Annotated in this window: 9 protein-coding genes; 4 read left to right on the plus strand and 5 right to left on the minus strand. The window is 45.8% G+C overall.

The window, feature by feature from the left end:
* Positions 1-21: 21 nt before the first annotated feature.
* Positions 22-2,592 (plus strand): leucine--tRNA ligase, encoded by a 2,571-nt coding sequence (gene leuS / locus GWP40_RS06220; RefSeq protein WP_212564632.1) that lies wholly within the window; start codon positions 22-24, stop codon positions 2,590-2,592.
* An 826-nt stretch (positions 2,593-3,418) separates the two neighbouring features.
* Here the strand turns inward: leuS and GWP40_RS06225 are convergent.
* Complete coding sequence (locus GWP40_RS06225) at positions 3,419-5,620, minus strand: hypothetical protein (protein ID WP_212564633.1); 2,202 nt, start codon at positions 5,618-5,620, stop codon at positions 3,419-3,421.
* Positions 5,621-6,766: 1,146 nt separating this feature from the next.
* Between GWP40_RS06225 and GWP40_RS06230 the strand changes: the two genes are divergently transcribed.
* A complete protein-coding gene (locus tag GWP40_RS06230; RefSeq protein ID WP_230974286.1) occupies positions 6,767-8,347 on the plus strand; it encodes an ATP-binding protein in 1,581 nt (526 codons plus the stop codon).
* Here the strand turns inward: GWP40_RS06230 and GWP40_RS06235 are convergent.
* From GWP40_RS06235 to GWP40_RS06250, 4 genes are all read right to left on the minus strand, one after another.
* Positions 8,246-10,252 carry a hypothetical protein gene (locus GWP40_RS06235; RefSeq protein ID WP_212564634.1) on the minus strand — a complete coding sequence of 669 codons (2,007 nt, stop codon included), beginning with the start codon at positions 10,250-10,252 and terminating at the stop codon, positions 8,246-8,248. The genes GWP40_RS06230 and GWP40_RS06235 overlap by 102 nt on opposite strands.
* 138 nt (positions 10,253-10,390) lie before the next feature.
* Positions 10,391-10,834 carry a hypothetical protein gene (locus GWP40_RS06240; RefSeq protein WP_212564635.1) on the minus strand — a complete coding sequence of 148 codons (444 nt, stop codon included), beginning with the start codon at positions 10,832-10,834 and terminating at the stop codon, positions 10,391-10,393.
* On the minus strand, positions 10,831-12,528 hold the full coding sequence (locus GWP40_RS06245) for a WD40 repeat domain-containing protein (RefSeq protein ID WP_212564636.1): 1,698 nt from the start codon (positions 12,526-12,528) through the stop codon (positions 10,831-10,833). Before GWP40_RS06245 ends, GWP40_RS06240 begins: the two co-directional genes overlap by 4 nt.
* Before the next feature lie 660 nt (positions 12,529-13,188).
* Positions 13,189-15,273, minus strand: a complete 2,085-nt coding sequence (locus tag GWP40_RS06250; RefSeq protein ID WP_212564637.1) for a methyl-accepting chemotaxis protein — start codon at positions 15,271-15,273, stop codon at positions 13,189-13,191.
* A 735-nt stretch (positions 15,274-16,008) separates the two neighbouring features.
* Here GWP40_RS06250 and ssnA point away from each other — a divergent pair.
* The gene (gene ssnA, locus GWP40_RS06255; protein ID WP_212564638.1) at positions 16,009-17,334 is read left to right on the plus strand and encodes a putative aminohydrolase SsnA; all 1,326 of its coding nucleotides are present in this window, start codon (positions 16,009-16,011) and stop codon (positions 17,332-17,334) included.
* A gap of 288 nt (positions 17,335-17,622) precedes the next feature.
* Positions 17,623-20,652: a putative selenate reductase subunit YgfK gene (gene ygfK, locus GWP40_RS06260; protein ID WP_212564639.1), complete on the plus strand. Its 3,030-nt coding sequence runs from the start codon at positions 17,623-17,625 to the stop codon at positions 20,650-20,652.
* Positions 20,653-20,722: the final 70 nt, after the last annotated feature.

A 20,722-nucleotide genomic window follows, 5' to 3' on the forward strand; every position in this document is an offset into this window, starting at 1 on the left:
TTTACTCAAAGGAGTTGTATAATGCCGTATCCTTTTGGCGATATTGAAAAAAAATGGCAAAAATATTGGAAAGATCATAAGACGTTTAAGGTAACCGAGGACGAAAATTATCCGCCGGAAAAACGGGCGTATGTATTGGATATGTTTCCGTATCCGTCGGGAGCAGGTTTGCACGTCGGGCATCCGGAAGGGTATACGGCAACCGATATTTATTGTCGGTATCTCCGTATGAACGGATATGCGGTACTGCACCCGATGGGATTTGATTCCTTCGGCTTGCCCGCGGAAAATTACGCCATTAAGACCGGTACTCACCCGCGTATTACGACAAAAGAAAATATCGATACCTTCCGGAGGCAAATACAGGCGTTCGGTTTTTCTTACGACTGGGATCGCGAGCTTGCAACTTCCGATGTGGACTACTACCGTTGGACACAGTGGATATTTTTACAGCTGTATAAAAAAGGTTTGGCCTACGAAACGGAAGCGCCGATTAACTGGTGTCCGAGCTGTTTAACCGGCCTTGCGAATGAGGAAGTAAAAGAAAGCTGCTGCGAGCGGTGCGGCACACAGGTTGTCCGCAAGAATGTCCGGCAGTGGATGCTCAAGATCACCGCGTATGCTGAGCGGCTCCTTGAAGACTTGGAAGAGCTGGATTGGCCTCAGTCCGTTAAGATGATGCAGCGGAATTGGATCGGCAAAAGCACCGGAGCAGAAATAGACTTTCACCTTGCCGCTCCGTATGAAAACGAAAAGATTACCGTGTATACTACTCGGCCGGATACTATTTTCGGGGCGACCTACCTCGTGCTTGCTCCGGAACACCCGCTCGTCATGCACATTGTCAGCGGGGAGCAAAAAGACGCCGTGCAGCAGTATATTGACGAGACGGCAAAGAAAACCGATCTTGAACGGACTGAACTTGCAAAAAAGAAAACGGGCGTCTTTACCGGCGCATACGCGGTAAACCCGCTGACAAAAGAACCTATTCCGATTTGGATTTCCGATTATATTTTGGTTTCTTACGGAACCGGCGCCATTATGGCGGTTCCGGCGCATGATGAGCGCGACTGGGAGTTTGCTCAAGTTTTCTCACTGCCGGTTATTCAAACGGTTGCCTCAGAGGCTGAATGGAAGGAAAAGGGAGCGGCGGGCGATTACCGTGCAGTACCGCAAGCATGTACCGCAGCCGACGGTTATGCGGTAAATTCAGGAGAATTTACCGGACTGCCGACACGGGAAGCAATAGAGCGTGTTACCGACTATGCTGCCGCCAACGGCTTCGGCAAAAAGGCCGTCAATTATAAGCTCCGCGACTGGGTATTCAGCAGACAGCGGTACTGGGGAGAGCCTATCCCGTTGGTGCATTGCCCGAAATGCGGCGTGGTTCCGCTGGACGAAAAGGATTTACCGCTTGCCTTGCCTGAAACGGATAGCTACACCCCTTCCGACACGGGAGAAAGTCCGCTTGCCAAGATACCCGAATGGGTGAATACCGTGTGTCCGCACTGCGGAGCCCCCGCCCGCCGCGAAACAAACACCATGCCTCAATGGGCGGGTTCCTGCTGGTACTATCTCCGTTACCTCGATCCGCATAATGCACACCGTTTTTGTGCCAAGGACAAAGAAGCGTATTGGATGCCTGTTAATCTCTACGTCGGCGGCGCGGAACATGCGGTACTCCATCTCCTCTATGCCCGCTTTTGGCACAAGGTACTGTACGATTTAGGCGTGGTGCATACCAAGGAACCGTTCATGCGGTTGGTGAATCAGGGGATGATTACCTCCTTTGCGTATCAGCGTTCAAACGGATCGCTCGTGCCGGTTGATGAGGTTGTGCAGACCGGCGATGATGCTTTTGAAGAAAAGAGCACCGGCGAAAAGTTGAAGCGGGTTATCGCAAAGATGTCGAAAAGCCTAAAAAATGTCATCAATCCTGATGAGATGATCGCTCAATACGGCGCCGATTCGTGCCGTATGTATGAGATGTTCATGGGGCCGCTCGATATGTCCAAGCCGTGGAACACGCAAGGGCTGATCGGTATTTTCCGCTTCTTGGAGAAAATCTGGGCTATTTCCGAAAAAGAGCTGATTTCTTCTCCGGTGAACGACATGAGTACGCCGGAACATGCGGAAATTACCAAGATTCTCAATAAGACTATTAAAAAGATAACCGAAGATACTGCATCGCTCAACTTCAATACGGCAATCAGCCAGATGATGATTTTTGTCAATACACTTGGAAAATATCAAACTGTACCCCGCTTTGCATGGGAGGCATTTGTCAAGCTGCTTGCGCCCTACGCACCGCACCTTGCCGAAGAGCTGTGGGAGAAGTTAGGCCATACGGAAACAATTGCATATACGCAGTGGCCGATGTTTGTCGAAAAGTTTTGCATCGATTCCGAATGTACGATTGTCGTGCAGATTAACGGAAAGGTACGCGATAAATTTCAAGCCGCCGTCGATTTGCCTAAGGAAGAGCTTGAAGCACTCGCTCTAAAAACAGATGGTGCGCAGCGCTTCCTCAGCGATAAACAGCCTAAAAAGGTTATCGTGGTTCAGAATAAGCTTGTAAATATCGTCGTCTAATAACCTTTTGAAATATACGGAGCATCTACTTCGTTGCTGCGCAAAAATAAATGCTCAACGTATCAGAACCGCCACGGATGGCGGGGGAGTAAATCAGTAACGCGTTTAGACGTAAGGCTAAACTCGTAGCCACAGAATGTACAGGACGTACATTCTGTGGCGTGTCTCCGCTTTATTTTTGCTCGCGCCTCGTATCTGCGCCGTCTATTTCAAAAGGCTTACGGCAAATGGTGTTTCAGAACCGACATGGACGTCGGTGGTTTTATACAGTAGCGAGATTTGGGCTATGCACAAATCTCGTCGTTAAAAAGCGTACAGGGACGTACGCTTTTTAACAGTCTATTTCAAAAGGCTAACGGAAGGGGTGTATACCGCGTGCGGCTTCTGAAAATGCTCAACGTATCAGAACGCCCAAGGACGGGCGTAGTTCCAAGCAGAAGCAAGTTTGCTCCTGCAAACTTGTAGCCTAAAAATGAACAAGGATGTTCATTTTTGGGTGAGGATGTCCGTGGTTCCGTGCAGTAGCGACGTTTTTGCACAGCAAAAACTCGCGTCCAGAAGTGTACACGGATGTACACTTCCGGACAGGGTATTTTCAAAAGGCTAACGGAAAGGCTGGGGATGTCTCAAAAGTTGATCACTTTTTCGCCATCCCCTTGCATCCCAATAATACACTTCCACGTACATTCGTGTGTTCTCTACCGATGCACGTCCCCATGTACATCGGTAGAGGACAAGTTTTGCCCCAAAAGCGGCAAGGGGATGCTTCCATTATCTACTTTGTCTGATGTTTTTACTCATTTTCCGGAAAAATCATATTCATCTGCTATTCATTTTTTGTCGTGTAGCTGATGGTAATGGTGCCGCCTTCGGCATAATCGGAATCTACGCGGATCCAACACCTGTTACTACCCTTGTCGTCCTCAAAGGTTCTCTTCCCGATTTTCCACTCATCTACGATCTTGCCTACAGGAAGGTCTTTGGCTTCAATGCTGATTTGCGTTCTTTCTTTCACCTCTGCATCGTTAGAAAGCGTTTGTCCCTGTCCGTACTGCTGCCATATTCTCACCGTCATCTTTGCTTCATTAAAGCTCAGGGTAAACTTCTGCGTGGCCTTTGTCGTATAGCTGATGGTAATGACACCGCTTTCGGCATAATCAGGACTCACGCAGAACCAGTGCCGGTTTCCACCCCAATTACCCTCATCCTCAAAGGTTCTCTTCCCGATTTCCCACGTATTTACGATCTGTCCTATCGGAAGGTCTTTTGCTTCAATGATGATACCGGTCATTTCTTCCACCTCTGTACCTTTTGAAAGCGTTTGAGCCTGCCCGTGCTGCTGCGGTATTTCCACCGTCATCTTTGACTCGTCAAAGGTAAGGGTAAACTTCTTAGCGGCCTTTGTCGTGTAGCTGATGCTAATGGTGTCGCCCTCGGCATAGTTTGAACCTACGTGGAACCCCCACCGGTTTCCGTTCCATTCAGCCTTATCCTCAAATGTTCTCTTTCCGATTTTCCACGTATCTACGATCTGCCCTGCCGGAAGGTTTTTGGCTTCAATACGGACTTCCGTTCCTTCTTCTACCTGTGCACCGTTTGAAAGGGATTGCTGTGATCCGTCCTGCTGCGGTATTTCCACCGTCATCTTTGCTTCATTGAAGCTCAGGGTAAACTTCTGCGCGGGCTTTGTCGTGTAGTCGATGGTAATGGTGCCGCTCTCGGCATCGGCGGACTGCACATTATACCAACACTGGTTCTTATCACTGGAAGTGACGGTGCTCTTTCCGATTTTCCACTCATCTACGATCTGATCTGTCAGGTTTTTAGCTTCTATACTGAGTCCTGTTCTTTCTTCTACCTGTGCACCGTTTGAAAGCCTTTGTCCCTGTCCGTACTGTTGCGGTATTGTTACCGTCATCTTGGCTTCGTCAAATTTCAGGGTAAACTTCTGCGCGGGCTTTGTCGTATAGCTGATGGTAATGACACCGCTTTCGGCATCGGTGGACTTCACAATAGCCCAACATTCGTCCTTATGCTCGGGAGGAAAGGTACGCTTGCCGATAGTCCACATATCTACGATATGACCTACCGGAATGTCAGTGGCTTTAATACTGATTCTCGTTCCTTCTTCCACCTGTGTACCGCTTGAAAGTATTTGCCACGGCCCATCTTCCTTACGCTCTCGCACCGTTATCTTTGTTTTGTCAAAGTTGAGGGTAAACTTCTTTGCGGCCTTTGTCGTATAGCTGATGGCAATAATACCGCTTTCGGCATCCTCGGCCATTACGGTATACTTACAGTCATTTGAATCAGCTGAAATGTTCCGTTTCCCGATTTTCCAAGTATCTACAATTTCCCCTGTAGGAAGATTTTGAGTTGCAATGTTCAATTTCATCCCAACCGTCAGCTCACTGCCGTCTCTAACGATACCGCCCTCGTTGGTAAATACTTTCACCTTTTCCTTATCAAAGGCAATTATCAATTTGTCACTTTTGACAGTATATGCAAGCGCTACACGATTACTGCTGTCAGCATCAACTTTGCGTACGGTATGGATAAGCTCAGACCCCTCTGCCGGAACGATTGTATTTCCTACTTTCCATGCCTGTACGGGAGTGCCGACGGGAAGCCCAATCGCAGTCAGTCGCAGCCGTGTGTGTTCTTGAACTGTCGAACCGCTCGTGAGAGTATTCCATGTTCCTGCTTGCTCCGCTTCAACCTTTACCTGTGCAGCATCGAAATTTATTTTGAGATTGACGATCTTTCTTTCAGTGTAATAAATTGTTACGATATTATTATCGTTAGCATCGGCTTTGCGCACGATATAGGTAAGTTCATGCCCTTCTGCCGGGATGTTTGTCTTTCCGACCGTCCATGATTGTACGGTACTGTCGGCTGGAAGCCCTATCGCAGTCAATCGTAGCTGAGTGTTGTCGACTATTTCCGATCCGGAACTCAGCGGTTTCCAAGCACCTGTAGTAAGCGCTTCCACCGTAACCTTTGCCGTATCAAAATGTACTCTTAACAATGCAGCTTTATTTTTAAGGGTATAGGTGATGTGTGTTTTACCGTTGCTGTCGGCATCTTCTTTAACGATAGTATGGTTGAATGTTTCCGTTGCTGAGGCAACCGTTTTTCCGTTAATTTTCCATTCTTCAAGTGTCTTATCGGATGGTATGTTTTTTGCTCGTATTTTTAATTCGGCACCGATTTGGATTTGATCCCCGTTTTTTACGAGCGTTAACGTATCGTTGTTTTTTACTTCAACTTGTATAGTAGCTTCATCAAAATGCAGTTCAGTTACGGGGGGGGGGGGTATCCGATAACTTGGGGCATCCGGTAAATAGTACCGGTAGCACAGCCACTAATCCTAATACGAAAAAGCTTGTTAATCGTTTTTGTTTCATAGTGATCTCCATTGCGAATATTTTTTATTTCTGTGCGAAATTTTGCTTAAAATTTCGCACATTTTTCCGGCAAAAGGGTAAACGCATCAGGTAGAGTAGATAAAAACCGCAGAAAAATTGAGACTGTGAGACCATTTGAACCATCTTCAACTGTTGTACATCCGTGTACCTCTCAACCGATGTACGTCCATATACATCGGTTGAGGACAAGTTTTGTTCCAAAACTTGTTTCTGACCTATCCCACGCCCATCCTTGGGCGCATTGATGGCGAGTTTTGTGCGTGCACAAAACATCGCTGCACTGACAGGAAGTCAGTGGTTCCAAACAGTATCGAGTTTTTCATCAGAAAAACTCGAAGCTAAACAATGTACAAGGACGTATATTGTTTACCGTGCCTGCGGGTGTTTTTTGTGCGCTCCTAGCATCTACGCCGCCTCTTTTCAAAAGGCTTACGGTAGACTGTTGCCCTGACAAAAGTATCTGCAGTTTGGAAAGAGATTTTTTATACAGTGGTAACTCGGTTCTACAGCTCGACATAGGGATTATTATAGAAGCAAAAACGGGAAAATGCAAGGGATTTACCTTCAGCTAGACCATCTGCAACGTCTTCGTATATACCGCACTTATTCGGTTTAATAATGCAATAAAAATACATTTATTCGGTCGAAAAAACGCATATGTGTACCATATATTCAGTCGAAAAACGCAGATATCTATTGAATATTCGGTCGAAAAACGCTATCTTTGACTGAGAGGCGCCGTATTTATGGAACGTACGATATTACATCAACTAATCAACTGGAAGAATAAGAAAAACCGTAAACCCCTGCTGATGACCGGTGTCCGGCAGTGCGGTAAAACGTACCTTATCCGTGAATTCGGTAAAAGGGCATTTGAAGAAACGGCATACTTTAATTTTGATGGAAATATGGGCTTACAGTCAATCTTTGATTTCGATTTTAATGTTGAAAGAATCATCGATGAGCTTGGAACCGCCGTGTACGGACATAAAATTCTCCCCGAAAAAACACTGATCATCTTCGATGAGATTCAAGATTGTCCGCGGGCAATACAGACGCTTAAATACTTTTACGAGGAAAAGCCGGAGCTGCACATTATAGCAGCGGGTTCGCTGCTGGGAGTCGCGCTGCGTAAAGAAGGGATATCGTTTCCGGTAGGTAAGGTCGACCGGCTTGAAATGTATCCGATGAGTTTTGAAGAATTTGTCATTGCAGACGGCGGGTCGAAATATATAGACGGTATCGGAAAATATGAGCTTGACTGTGAGCTGCCTGCACTTTATACGGTTCCGATGGAAAAATATCTGAAAAACTACTACATCGTCGGCGGAATGCCGGAAGCCGTGCAAACGTGGATTGACACGCATGATTACCGTCAAGTAGAAGAAATACAAGAACAAATTTTAAAAGGCTATGCGGAAGATTTCGGCAAGCATACGACCGCAGAAACGGCAACAAAAATACGGCTTATTTGGGAGGCGATTCCTTCGCAAATAGCGCGGGATAACAACAAGTTCATTTTTTCCCGCGTAAAAAAAAGCGCGCGCTCAAAAGACCTTGAAGACGCACTTGAATGGTTGGTAAACGCAGGCATTGCCTATAAACTGAATATGACGCCAACGCCGGAACTCCCCTTATCGGGAATGGCGGATAACACCTATTTTAAGGTATATATGGCCGATGTCGGATTACTCCGTAAAAAATCGAACATCCATTTTAAAACCATTCTTGAAGGAGATTCCGCTTATATACATTTCAAAGGTGCACTGACCGAAAACTACTGCCTTACTCAGCTAAAGTGTCTGGGCATAGAAAGTTATTTTTGGCGGACAAAGGCTGATGCGGAACTTGATTTCTTAACCGATTATGCAGGCGCCGTCGTCCCTATTGAAGTAAAGTCTGCGGATAATACCAAAGCAAAAAGCCTCCAGCTGTTTTGTTCCCGATACGAACCTAAGACAGCGATTAAAACGTCTCTTAAAAATGTGGGTAGTAATGTGATTGGCTCTACCCGTGTGTGGAGCCTTCCGCTGTATACCTTATTCCGTATCAAGGACTATCTAACGCATGAATCGCCGCCGGTACAGCCGCTGGAAACTCTGCAGAAATGTAATCAATATACTCCAACACGGCAGCATCGGGATATTAACCCCTCCGCACGAATAAAAAAGGGGAACCGCCGCATTCGGCAGTTCCCCGTGTACCCTTATCGGAAAAGGGTTAGATTAGTGCAAATTGATATAGAATGTTTTTCCAACAATTTGATGAGCCTTATTTGTCGCTTTTACCTGCAAGGTAATTTTTTGCGGAATATGCTCCTGCGTTGAAAAGATACAGAATTTACCGGTAGGATCGCTGCTAAGGTCTTGCTTATTAATATATAAGCCGTTTCCAAGGTACAGCGTGCACTGCATATTGCTATACTCTTCCGTTGCAGGAATGGCAGGCGTTTTAAACGAAATTTTAACCCATGTGTAATCACTTCCTGTTTTTTTAGGAATATCGACATTAAAACTTGCATCAGGAATTACAGGGGTCAACGGATTCAAAGAGGGACCTCCGTGCTCAAAAATAATATTGCCTGCATCCATCTCTGTCAATGTTTCGAGATCCACGGTGCCGTTAAACGAGTGTCCGTATGATGCTGTAGCAATTATATTCTCGTATCCGTTATACGTTGTAAGCGGTGTCGGATTATATGGCGGAGCACTTGGAATTTTGCCCCATCCGGTGAATGCTACCGCTCCTCTTGTAAGATAATTACCTGTTGCGGTAGGAGGAAGAGGAGAAGGAGTCGAATCAATCGTCATTAACGATACCGCAGCTCCCGTATAGGAATGATACTCTGAATATGTACCCTGTATAGGTTTATTGGTCGGCTGACCGTTAAGAATAAGTTCCCCTCCGTTCAGATTATAGGTAATGCGATATCTGCTGATATGCGGACCCATCGTTCCGTCAAATAAAACACAATTCGGAGGAGTTGTACCGCCACTTGTTTCTCTTGTTACCCATGTCGGAGTTGCAGGGGCTTCTCCCAGATAGTTGTGCGCGCGTATTTCCACATCATATACTTTGCCGAGTTCAAGTTTGAGCGTACATTCTTCGCTCCCATATATGAGGTTTCCGGAATGGTATATATCTGATGTTACAAACTCTTCTAAGTTAGCAGGCGGCGTTGTATATGTTGACTTAAAGCCGTAAATAACGGGGGTACCTGCTGTAAGAGGATCGCCGCTATAGGGAGTAAGCCGCAGCTCATAGTTCGTTTCGTATTTACCTTTATCCCATGTAAGTTTTGTGTAAAAATACCGACCCTCCGTATCTTCGCTGTTATTTACAAGATATGCCCGTAAATTGCTTGGAGGTTCCGGTTTTTTGTTGAGAGGATCGATTTCTCCAACATTTTCCACAAGATCATGTCCCGGATTTACAATAAGCACATCCCCCCATGAACCGATAATGGTATAATTGCCGGGTGTGCCCTTATAGAAAACCATACGATAGTCATAAACGCCGGCATTCAGCGTTACCGCAGGGCTTTTCTCATACGAGAAATCAAAGGTAACCGGAGTACCGCTATGGGTAATGCTCGATTCTGTTTTTACAGTATCAACAGTAGTGGGGGTTGACGCTCCTACCGGGGTATATTCAGTAATCAATTTTCCCGAATATGCATTGTAAATTCCCATCTCATAATAGGTACAAAGAGAATCAGGATCTTTTACCGTCCCGCTTATTTTTACTGTTCCCGGTGTTGTAAGACCTTTGGTCGACATCTTAAAAGTTGCTGTTCCGTTAGTTGTTGTCAAATCTATTGTGCAGTGTCCTACTAATACTTTTATGTTATCGGTGGCAGGGCCTTTATACGTAGTCAGAGTTAAATCCCATACGTATGCGCCAAGCGGCTTGGTAAAGGTGTAGGGACCGCTACCGGTAAGTGTAATGGTTTCGGATAAAGAATCTCCTGCATTTGATGTTCCGGTAAGAATAAACGTAAGCCCCGATGTGCCAAGAGTGTAGGGATTATGCGGATAAATACTGCGGGAAGCAGGATTTTGTGCTTGCTGAATCATTTTAGCATAATTCGGCGGTATATCCGTAACGGAAAAAGTTACAGTGCTTTCAGCGTTGCCGTCTCCCGACATCCGTCCGACTAAATTATGCGAACATCCAACAATGAACAATGTTAAAACTGCCAGTACAGCTACATATCTGTTTTTCAATCTCATACAAACCTCCTTATCAAGATTGAAAATAGGACATCTCAGCACAATGCTATTTTGCGAGATGTTCTTTCCTTATATAGGAATCTCTAAAAACCTCAGCTTTTAGAGGTTTTCCTTAGATTTACATAATCAGACTGCCTTTCAGTCTGCTGCATACAAAACTAAAACGGCGGTATCGGAATAGACCTTTCCTTTATACATTACCGTCAGTGTTACATCATATATACGGCTTTGACCGTCTGTTTTGAGCACTGCTGCATGCAATTTAGTGTCCGGAATATACACATTCAGACGTATGCCCGACTGTGTTATATGTGACGTTTGCTTGCCGACATCGGTAATACTCCATGTATAGCTTTCGCAGCCGAGGGGTGCAGTCAGTACGAGCGTATGCTCAATATCAACTTTATAGAGTTCTTGCAGCATCAGGCGGGCATTACCGGCGTCAAGAATATCTTGCGTAACGGCAGGTGTTTTTTCAAAATGTTTGTTGTAATCGTTGAGCACATCCTGAGGTGTTTTACAAGACAGAACAAAGAGAACAATACCGAGTACTGCTGCAAGAGAAATAGACCGTTGCATCATAGATCGGCTCCTTTGGTCTTAGAACCGCTTTTAAAATCGATTCTGCCGCCTATACTGATTTCCGGAAACAACTTCCAAAGTGAATCATAATTTAACGCCACAGCAAACGTAAAAAATTTTACACTGATACCGGTTGTCAATCTTCCCCCGTATGAAAAAAACGGTTTGGAAGCGGTAACTTTCGGGCGGGCAAGTGCACTTAACCGTGCCATAAGCGCAATTTCTTCAAACAAAACGGCATAGCCGCGGCGGTCTAACACTACTTCTATTCCGACAGGAATATATAACTCCCCCATCCATAAAAACGGAGACGCAATCCTTTTACCGTTAAAATCTTCATACTGAACGGGGAAAGGCCGTTTAGGAAGCGCCATCTGAGCACGTAGCCCTACGCCGACATACACCGGTGCGGTAAAGTGCGTATTTCGATATGCAACATCAGCCCCAAAAAGGAACCGAAAATTTGTCTTTTCCGGTTGTAAAAAGCCCATAAATGTAGAAATAGTAAGGAAATGACTTTTCTCATTTTTAAGCGAAGGTTTAAACGGTTTGTTCGTTTCCGGCTCTTCTTCTGCTGCAGGCTGTGACTTCTGTGCAGGCTTTTCTTGAACCGCTTGACCGTCTTGGTTTTGCGGTACTTCCGGCGCCTTAGGATCACCGGAAGCGGCGCTATGCGACTCACTTCCCTGTGTTTTATCCCCCGATTTTTGTTGTTCTTCAAGTTTCAGTTTGTATACCGCACCGCTTGCACAGCCTACAAATGCCGCGTTTTCGGTATGGCAAAAATCGAAGGCGGTGATATCGGATGTTTCCGTTTCAGGCAGCCGCATAAGTCCGACAGACTTTTGCAACCGAATACTATAGATAACGATTTCATTTTTATCATTTAAAACAGCAACGGTATCGGACTCGGATAACGGGAGAAGGGCTCGGATTGTTTTACCGGTATTGATGCTCGTAACCTTTTGTCCCTGTAAGTCGGAAATTCTTAAAGATGTGCTATCTTCCGGACTGATAACGGATAAACTGTCAGCCGTAAAATAAACCGGTATCTCCGATTTTGTATATATATTATCGATACGCGCTGCTTGCTTGTAATTGGAACAATTCCATATATAGGCTGTTCCGTCTTTATCAATAGAAGCAAGGTATTTTTCATCATTGCTGAATTCGAGTCCGTATATTTCCGATTGATGCCCTTCTACCGTCCTCGTAATCATATCTTGTATAAAACGTAATTTAAAATGAATTTGAATTGAAAAGTCCGTAAACGCAGCTGCACTGTAATTCGTATTTTTGCTGAAAGCATTGCAGCTGATCGTTTTTCCATCCCCGTAGTCGGTTAGCATATATTCTTCGGTTTTGCCGTATACTTTCTTATCGCCGGAGGATGGGCGGTACAGCATAAATTTTCCTGCATGGGTCATGGCGATTAAAAGCTCACCGTTTTGTTCTTGGTAAAAAAGATTCCGGTTAATATCTGCATCGTGCATGCTGGATATCAGCGTATAGCCGGATGTGTTATATGTTGAAATCGAAGCGGCATCAGATACAGCTAAACTAGTGTCATCGGTATTTACAGAAAGTGAAGTAACAGGCTGCTGCAGCGTAACGATCTGCGCCGGTAATGCCGTGTAGCAGAAAAAAAGACAGCAGAAAAATACAAAGTGGAAACGTAAAGCGGCGCATTTCATAGACAACATCGGCAATGAAAACGTGCCGCGCGGAATAACAAAAACTTTATATAATATAATTTACGCTGTGAGCTGTGAGCTGTGAGCTGTGAGCTGTGAGCTGTGAGCTGTGAGCTGTGAGCTGTGAGCTGTGAGCTGTGAGCTGTGAGCTGTGAGCTGTGAGCTGTGAAATTTTGCTGTTGGTTATAGGCGTGTCAAGCCCCTTTTGCAAATATGCAGCATATCTGCGTTGTCGCATCGCCAAAACTATACATCCTTGTATAGTTTTGACTGTGAGTTTCGCATACAGACGAAACTCACTACTGGTTAATACAAGCGGCGTCCATGCCGCTACTGCAAACAGTCCTCGACGTATCAGAACCGCCACGGACGGCGGTGGTTCTATGCAGTAGCACGTTTGCATTGCAAACGTGTAGGTAAACAATGTACAAGGACGTATATTGTTTACCGTGCCTGCGGGTGTTTTTTGTGCGCTCCTAGCATCTATACCGTCTATTTGCAAAAGGCTTACGGAGAGTATATTTTGTGCTTTGGTGAGAGGCGGTTTTGACTGTGGATATGCGGTGTGTCGGCTCGGCATATTTATAATTATAGGGCTAAAAATGAGATAATGCAAGAGAAAAAATAATGGGTAATGCCCCTGATATCCCCTACTTGGTTTTAAACTTTGAATTTGGAAACTTCTTCCGCCAACATCTCAATACTTTTCTTATTTTTCTGGCTGATTTCATCCACTTCATGAACGGCATTATTGATTTGTTCGGTACCGGAAGCCATCTCGTTCATACTATTTGTGATAATATGCGTTAAGTTGTCGAGTTTGTGCATTTCTCGCGTAACGCTTTCTCCGCCTTTGAGCATTTCTTCGGAACCGGCCTGTACTTCCATTGTAACCATATTGATATTTTTGATAGCAGTCAGCACTTCTTTGCTGCCCTTTTCCTGTTCGCGCATTGCTTCGGTAAGCCGATTACTCATGTCCTTTACCTGATCCGCCAAATTGAAAATAGCATTAAACTTGCCCTCAACCGTTTTAGAAGAATCCGAAAGCGTTTCAATTTCACCGCTTAACATTTTAAGCGTTGCCGTTATCGTTTTTCCCTGAACGGAAGATTCTTCAGCAAGTTTTCTGATTTCATCGGCAACGACGGCAAAGCCTTTCCCCGCCTCTCCTGCATGGGCTGCCTCAATAGCCGCATTCATTGCAAGTAAATTTGTTTGTGAGGCAATATGTTGAATAACGCTGGACGCTTCCATTAACGAACCTGATTCTTCGGCAAGTTTTTGCGTTACGCCGTTCGATGTTACAATGGTTTCTTTACCGGCGTTCGTAGCTGTTACAAGGTCTTTGATGGAATCGGAAGTTTTATTTAATATCTGTGTGATAGAAGCAATATTTGCGACCATCTGTTCTATCGAAGCGGTAGATTGAGCAACGCTTCCTGCTTGCGCTTCAATACTACCATTGAGCTGTTTGATTGTTTTAACGATTTCTTCAACGGTTGTAGCGGTTTCGGTAACACTTACACTTTGTGTTAACGATTGCTGTTTAACGCCGACGATATTTGCATTGATTTCATGAATTGCACTTGCCGTTTGGGTTACGTTACCGGCAAGCTCGCTACCGACCTGTCTCATACTATCCGTATTCGCTTTTACCGTACTGATGGAAGTTCTTATCTTTTCTATCGTCCGGTTAAAATACGACGACATAGCGCTAAATTCTTTCGAGGTATGGACAGACAAACTGACGGTTAAATCACCTTCACCTTCCGCTATATTTTCCAGAGCCTTATTTATCTGTCTAAACATAGAAGCAACATACGAAAGCGAAATAAAAACAGCGATTGCACATATCAAAAAGACAACCGTACCGAACAAAAATGCTTTAAGCCGCATGGTATATATATCAGCGAAAATACTTTGTTCCGATACGGCGATACAGAATATCCAACCTGTCAGAGAATCATAGTGCGGAATAGAAAGATAATACTCCTTGCCTACGTTAATTCTGAGGAGCTTATCGGTATCGTTTTGCATATCGCCAAGAAAGGCCTTATACCTTTTATCGGTGATACTATCGACTGTGTCATTAAACGAATAGTCGGGATGTACGACAAAATGCCCCGTTTGATCAACAATGAATACGGTACTTTTTCCGCCGCTATCATGCTCCATCAGCAGCGATTGCAGTTTATCAATCTTAATATTCGTCGCAAGAACACCGACCGTAACACCTTTTCGAACAAGCGGCGTACTCATCGTGATCATCGGAATATTCCGCACACTGTCCATATAAACATCAGTAAATGAGGTTTTGTTATTTCGTATCGCAACCGTATACCATGGCCGTTTTTTGGGAATAAAATCCGCGGGCGGCTGCCAGTCGGATGAGTCGATATATACACCGTTTTCAAGCCCTGCGTATATATCGAATAAAATTTCATGAAAATTTTTGTCGATATTAGAGGCTACGTCATACATCGCCTGAGGATCGTCGAGATGCCGCTCAACTTCACGGGCGGTTGTTTCCAATATCCTTGCCCGCTCCGTTACGAACGTATTAAGAAGCGATAAGTAGTAATTTTTCTCCGCAATAAGCGTTTCCTGTGCATTTACGGTGATTATCCGTTTTGCTTGGACAAACCATACCAACGACAGCAAAAACACAATGATTGCAAAGGGAATGGTCAACATAATTAATAATTGTGCTCTTATGGAAAGAGACGAATAACTGTTTTTCATATTAGATATTATTATCTCTATAGGGGAGATAATTGTCAAGAGCAATATTTCCGCGGCACTTATCCTGAACCTATTTGCCTATAAACTAAAAAACAAACATAATTAATCATAAAAAAATTTAGACTCTCCAAAATATTTTTAGTTTTTCCTTGCGTTTTATCCAATTCTATGGGATACTAAAGTATAGTGCAAATATCTTTGTGTTGCGTATCCATGGCAACCGTAGCGGAACTATTTCAAGCGGTTGCCTTCCTTAAACTGCGCGAAATTTAAAAAAAAGAAGATTTCGCGCAGTTTATTCTGGAAGAAGGGTAAACGCATTAGATAGCTAATATCAAAATTCGCAGAATAACTGAGGCAGTGAGACCATTTGAACCATCTTCAACTGTTGTACATCCGTGTACCTCTCAACCGATGTACGTCCATGTACATCGGTTGAGGACAAGTTTTGGAACAAAACTTGTTTCTGACTTATCCCCCGCCCATCCTTGGGCGAATTGACAGCGAGTTTTGTGCGTGCACAAAACATCGCTGTACTGACAGGAAGTCAGTGGTTCCAAACAGTATCGAGTTTTTCATCAGGAAAACTCGAAGCTAAAAAATGTACAAGGATGTACATTTTTTAGCGATGCTATCCTTGGCAGTTCTGGTTGGACGAACTCACTTATTCTGCGGGGATGAAAAAACATAAATCTGATGCGTTTACCCGAACATAAAAAGTGGAGGGATCATTCTATGTTATTAGTTGGAAACGGTATGCTTATCACCCGCGATCCGAACAAGCCTTTTATCGAAAACGGCTGTGTTTGCATTGAGGGAAGTTCAATCAAAGAAGTCGGCGCCGATGCCGAATTGCGGGCAAAGTACCCCGCAGCGGAATATATCGATGCAAAAAAGCGGTGCATCATACCTGCCTTTATTAACACGCATCATCACATCTATAGCGCTTTTGCCCGCGGCGTTGCGTTAAAAAATTACAATCCGAAGAATTTCTTGGATATTTTGGAAGGGCTGTGGTGGCATCTTGATAATAACCTTCTTTTAGAGGATACGAAATACAGCGCGTATACAACGCTGATTGACTGTATTAAAAACGGCGTAACGACGGTTTTTGACCATCACGCAAGCTACGGCGAAACCACGGGGAGCCTTTTTACCCTCGCGGATGTCGCCGAAGAACTCGGTTTACGGGTGAACCTTTGTTATGAAGTTTCAGACCGGAACGGCGAGGCTGAGATGAAAAAAGCGGTTGCCGAAAATGCCGACTTTATCCGCGCCTGTCAAAAAAAGAAAAATCCCAAGCAAGCAGCGATGATGGGACTCCATGCCGCATTCACGCTGTCCGATAAAACACTCGAATACTGCGCTTCTCAGCTTCCGGCGGGAGCAGGGTACCACATCCATGTTGCGGAAGGTATGTCCGATGTATTCGATTCGGTACAAAAACACGGAAAGCGGATTGTGCAGCGCCTCTACGATTTTGATATCCTCGGTAAACATACCTTTGCCGTACACTGTATCCACATCAATCCCTTGGAAATGGATTTACTGAAAGAAACCGATACGATGGTTATACATAACCCCGAATCGAATATGGGTAATGCAGTCGGCTGTCCGCCGGTGTTGGAAATCTTTAAACGCGGCATTTTGATCGGACTCGGTACGGACGGATATACGAGCGATATGCTCGAATCGTACAAGGTTGCAAATATTCTGCACAAGCACAACACCTGCGATGCCACCGCCGCATGGACGGAAATCCCCGAAATGCTGTTTACCAATAATGTAAAGATTGCCGCGCGGTACTTTGATGGCGAACTCGGCGTCTTGAAAGCGGGAGCGAATGCGGACGTAATCGTTACCGACTATAACCCGCTGACACCTCTCCATGCCGGTAACGCGAACGGCCACATTCTGTTCGGTATGAACGGCCGCAGCGTGGTAACCACTATCGCGGCAGGCAAGGTGCTGATGAAGGATCGCGTTGTTACCGTCGCCGACGAAGAAGCCGTCTTTGCCAAAGCGCGGGAAGTCAGCGCTGCCCTGTGGAAGAGGTTGTAAACCTATGATAATTTTTAATTATGAATTATCAATTCATAATTAAAAATGCCGGTATTCACAAGAGTATGCATCTGCCGGATACCTGGGCATATCTAAAAACTCGGTTAGATTTTTAGATATGCCCGGCGAGTTTTAATTTAAGTCCTTATAGTACAGTAACTTAAATTAAAACATCGCAAATAAGCTTAAGGAAAACCTCTAAAAACTGAAGTTTTTAGAGGTAAACGGAGCAGTTATACGGACTGCAATTGTATCGAATTTATGATGATACAAGGGAGAAAATAGGGTATGAGTGATAGAATGAACCCGATACCATTCAAGAATTTGATGGAATGGATTAAAACGGAGTATCAAACCGAGGGGACGATTTTCGGTGTTAAAAAACTGTACCGCGCCGATTCCAAACGCTATCTGGAGCTATTCGGGCAGCGGTTTGAAAATCCGCTCGGGCCGGCTGCGGGGCCACACACACAGTTGGCGCAAAATATCGTTGCTGCGTATGCTGCGGGCTGCCGGTTCTTCGAGCTAAAGACTGTGCAAAAGTTAGACGGAGAAGACCTGCCGGTTGCGAAGCCGTGTATCAATGCGGCGGACGAATGTTACAATGTCGAATGGTCAACCGAGCTGCGCGTACCGCAGGCTTTTGACGAATACGTAAAGGCCTGGTTTGCGCTTAAAGTGATTTCGCAGGAATACGGTCTCGGCAGCCCCGACGGTTTTATCTTTAACATGAGCGTCGGCTACGATCTTGAAGGGATTAAGACCCCGAAAGTTGACGCCTTTATCGAAGGAATGCGAAACGCCTCGAATACGCCGGTGTGGAAGGAATGTACCGACTACCTTTTAAGCCATACCGATTTGTTCCCATCCGTGTCGGAAGCATTTCTCCGCAGCTTGCCGACGCAGGTGTGTACCTCGATTACGCTTTCCACCTTGCACGGCTGTCCGCCTGCCGAAATCGAACGCATCGCGATGTACCTCATCACGGAAAAACATCTCCATACCTATATCAAGTGTAACCCCACGCTGCTCGGCTACGAGTTTGCCCGCGACCGTATGAACAAGATGGGCTATGAGTACGTTCAGTTTGACGATCATCACTTTAAAGATGACTTACAGTTCAGCGATGCGGTACCCATGCTTGAGCGTTTGCTGCAGGAGTCTGATAAGCGCGGACTGATGTTCGGGGTTAAGATTACCAATACCTTCCCCGTAGACATTGCCCGCGGGGAGCTGCCCGGACAGGAAATGTATATGTCGGGGCGGTCGCTGTTCCCGCTGTCCATCGCCGTTGCGCTGAAGCTCTCGGAAGTCTTTAACGGAAAACTCCGTATTTCCTATTCGGGCGGTGCGGATTATTTTAATATTGCCGATATTTATGAAACGGGGATTTGCCCCATTACGATTGCAACAACGATTTTGAAACCGGGCGGATATGCGCGTTGTCAGCAGCTGGTCGGCGAGTTGACAGCAAAGCCGTTTAACAAGGATTTCTCCATCGATGTTGAAAAACTGCGCCGCCTTTCAAATGCCGTCGTTGAAAACCCACGCAATCGCAAATCGGTTAAGCCCGAAGCGTTCCTCAAGATTCCTGCAAAGGTGCCGCTTGCCGACTGCTTTGCCGCTCCCTGTATTTCCGGCTGTCCTATCAATCAGGATATCCCTGCCTATATCAGACTGACCGGCGAGCAAAAATACGAAGAAGCGCTCCGTGTTATCACTGATAAAAACCCTCTGCCGTTCATCACCGGTACGATCTGTAATCACCGCTGTATGACCGGCTGTACGCGCAATTTCTATGAAGATCATGTGCATATCCGTGCCGTTAAACTCGAAGCGGCGCGCCATGCCATCGAAACTTTGAAACAAAACATAAAGGCGCAAAAACCGGCGCAGAAAAACGGAGCAAAGGTTGCCGTTATCGGAGCCGGTCCTGCCGGTCTTGCAGCCGCCTATTTCTTAACCCGCGACGGAGCGGACGTTACCGTGTTTGAAAAGAAAGCGCGCGCCGGCGGTATCGTTCAGTACGTCATCCCTGAGTTCAGAATCCCTGCCGCGTCGATCGGGCAGGATGTTGAACTGGCCTCCTCCTTCGGCGCTTCCTTCATATATAACAGCGAACAGCGTTCCGTTGAAGGGCTGAAAAAACAGGGTTTTACCCATGTTGTGTTTGCTATCGGCGCGTGGAAGCAGAGTGCGCTACTGTTAGAAAAAGGCGCGGCGGCAAATGTTATCGAATTCCTTGAGCAGGCGAAGCAAGCGCCCGAAACGCTCAAGCTGGGGAAAAACGTCGTGATCCTCGGTGCGGGAAACACCGCGATGGATGCAGCCCGCGTTGCAAAGCGCACGAAGGGTGTTGAACATTCCTTTATCGTATACCGCAGAACCAAGCAGTTTATGCCTGCCGATGCGGAAGAATTGGAACTCGCCTTGGAAGACGGGGTTGAATTTAAAGAACTGCTTGCGCCTGTTTCATATGAAAACGGAATTTTGCGCTGCGAAAAGATGAAGCTCGGTGAACGGGGCGCAGACGGTCGGCAAAAACCGGTACCGTCGGGCGAGTTTGTAGACATCCCCGCCGACACCGTAATCGCATCTATCGGTGAAAAAATCGACACCGATCTCTTTGCGGAATCCGGCATTGCGCTGGACGGAAAAGGAAGAGCGCAATACAATCCCGCTACGTTTGAAACGAATGTGAAAAATGTATATGTCATCGGGGATTGCGCCGCAGGGCCTGCCACGGTTGTACAAGCTATTGCCAATGCAACCAAAGCGGCAAAGGCGATTATCGACTCGGTAAAGGCGCAGGCGTGGACGGCTCAGTTTACATCGCTGAACTACAACCCCGTTACCGCATCGGCGTATTCAAAGCGGGCAATTTTAATGCCGATGAACCTTGCCGCCTCCGACGGCGTTGCAAAAGAAAGTGTCCGCTGTTTGGAATGCTCGACTGTTTGCGAATCTTGCGTCGATGTGTGCCCGAACCGTGCGAACCTTGCGCTCACGGTACCCGGTATGCGTATGAAGCAGATTATTCACGTGGACGGTATGTGTAACGAGTGCGGCAACTGCGCGACATTCTGCCCCTACGAGAGCGCCCCGTACAAAGATAAATTCACGCTGTTCCACTCGGAAAAAGATTTCCTTGACAGCACAAATGAAGGCTTCCTCTATCTTGATGATGCGCACAGCCGATGCAGAGTGCGGCTCTCCGGAGAAGTCCGCGACATCACGCTTGCAACGGAAACCGCTCTTCCCAAAGAACTCTTGCAGATTATCAATGCGGTAAAGACGCAGTACGCGTATTTACTGTAGAGTATTTTAAAAAACTGATTGGTTTTTAGAAATACCTCATCAGCACAGCTGATAACGAGGTGAAAAAAAT

It is taken from the genome of Treponema vincentii, assembly GCF_018336815.1.
In the GTDB taxonomy this organism is placed as follows: Bacteria; Spirochaetota; Spirochaetia; order Treponematales; family Treponemataceae; genus Treponema.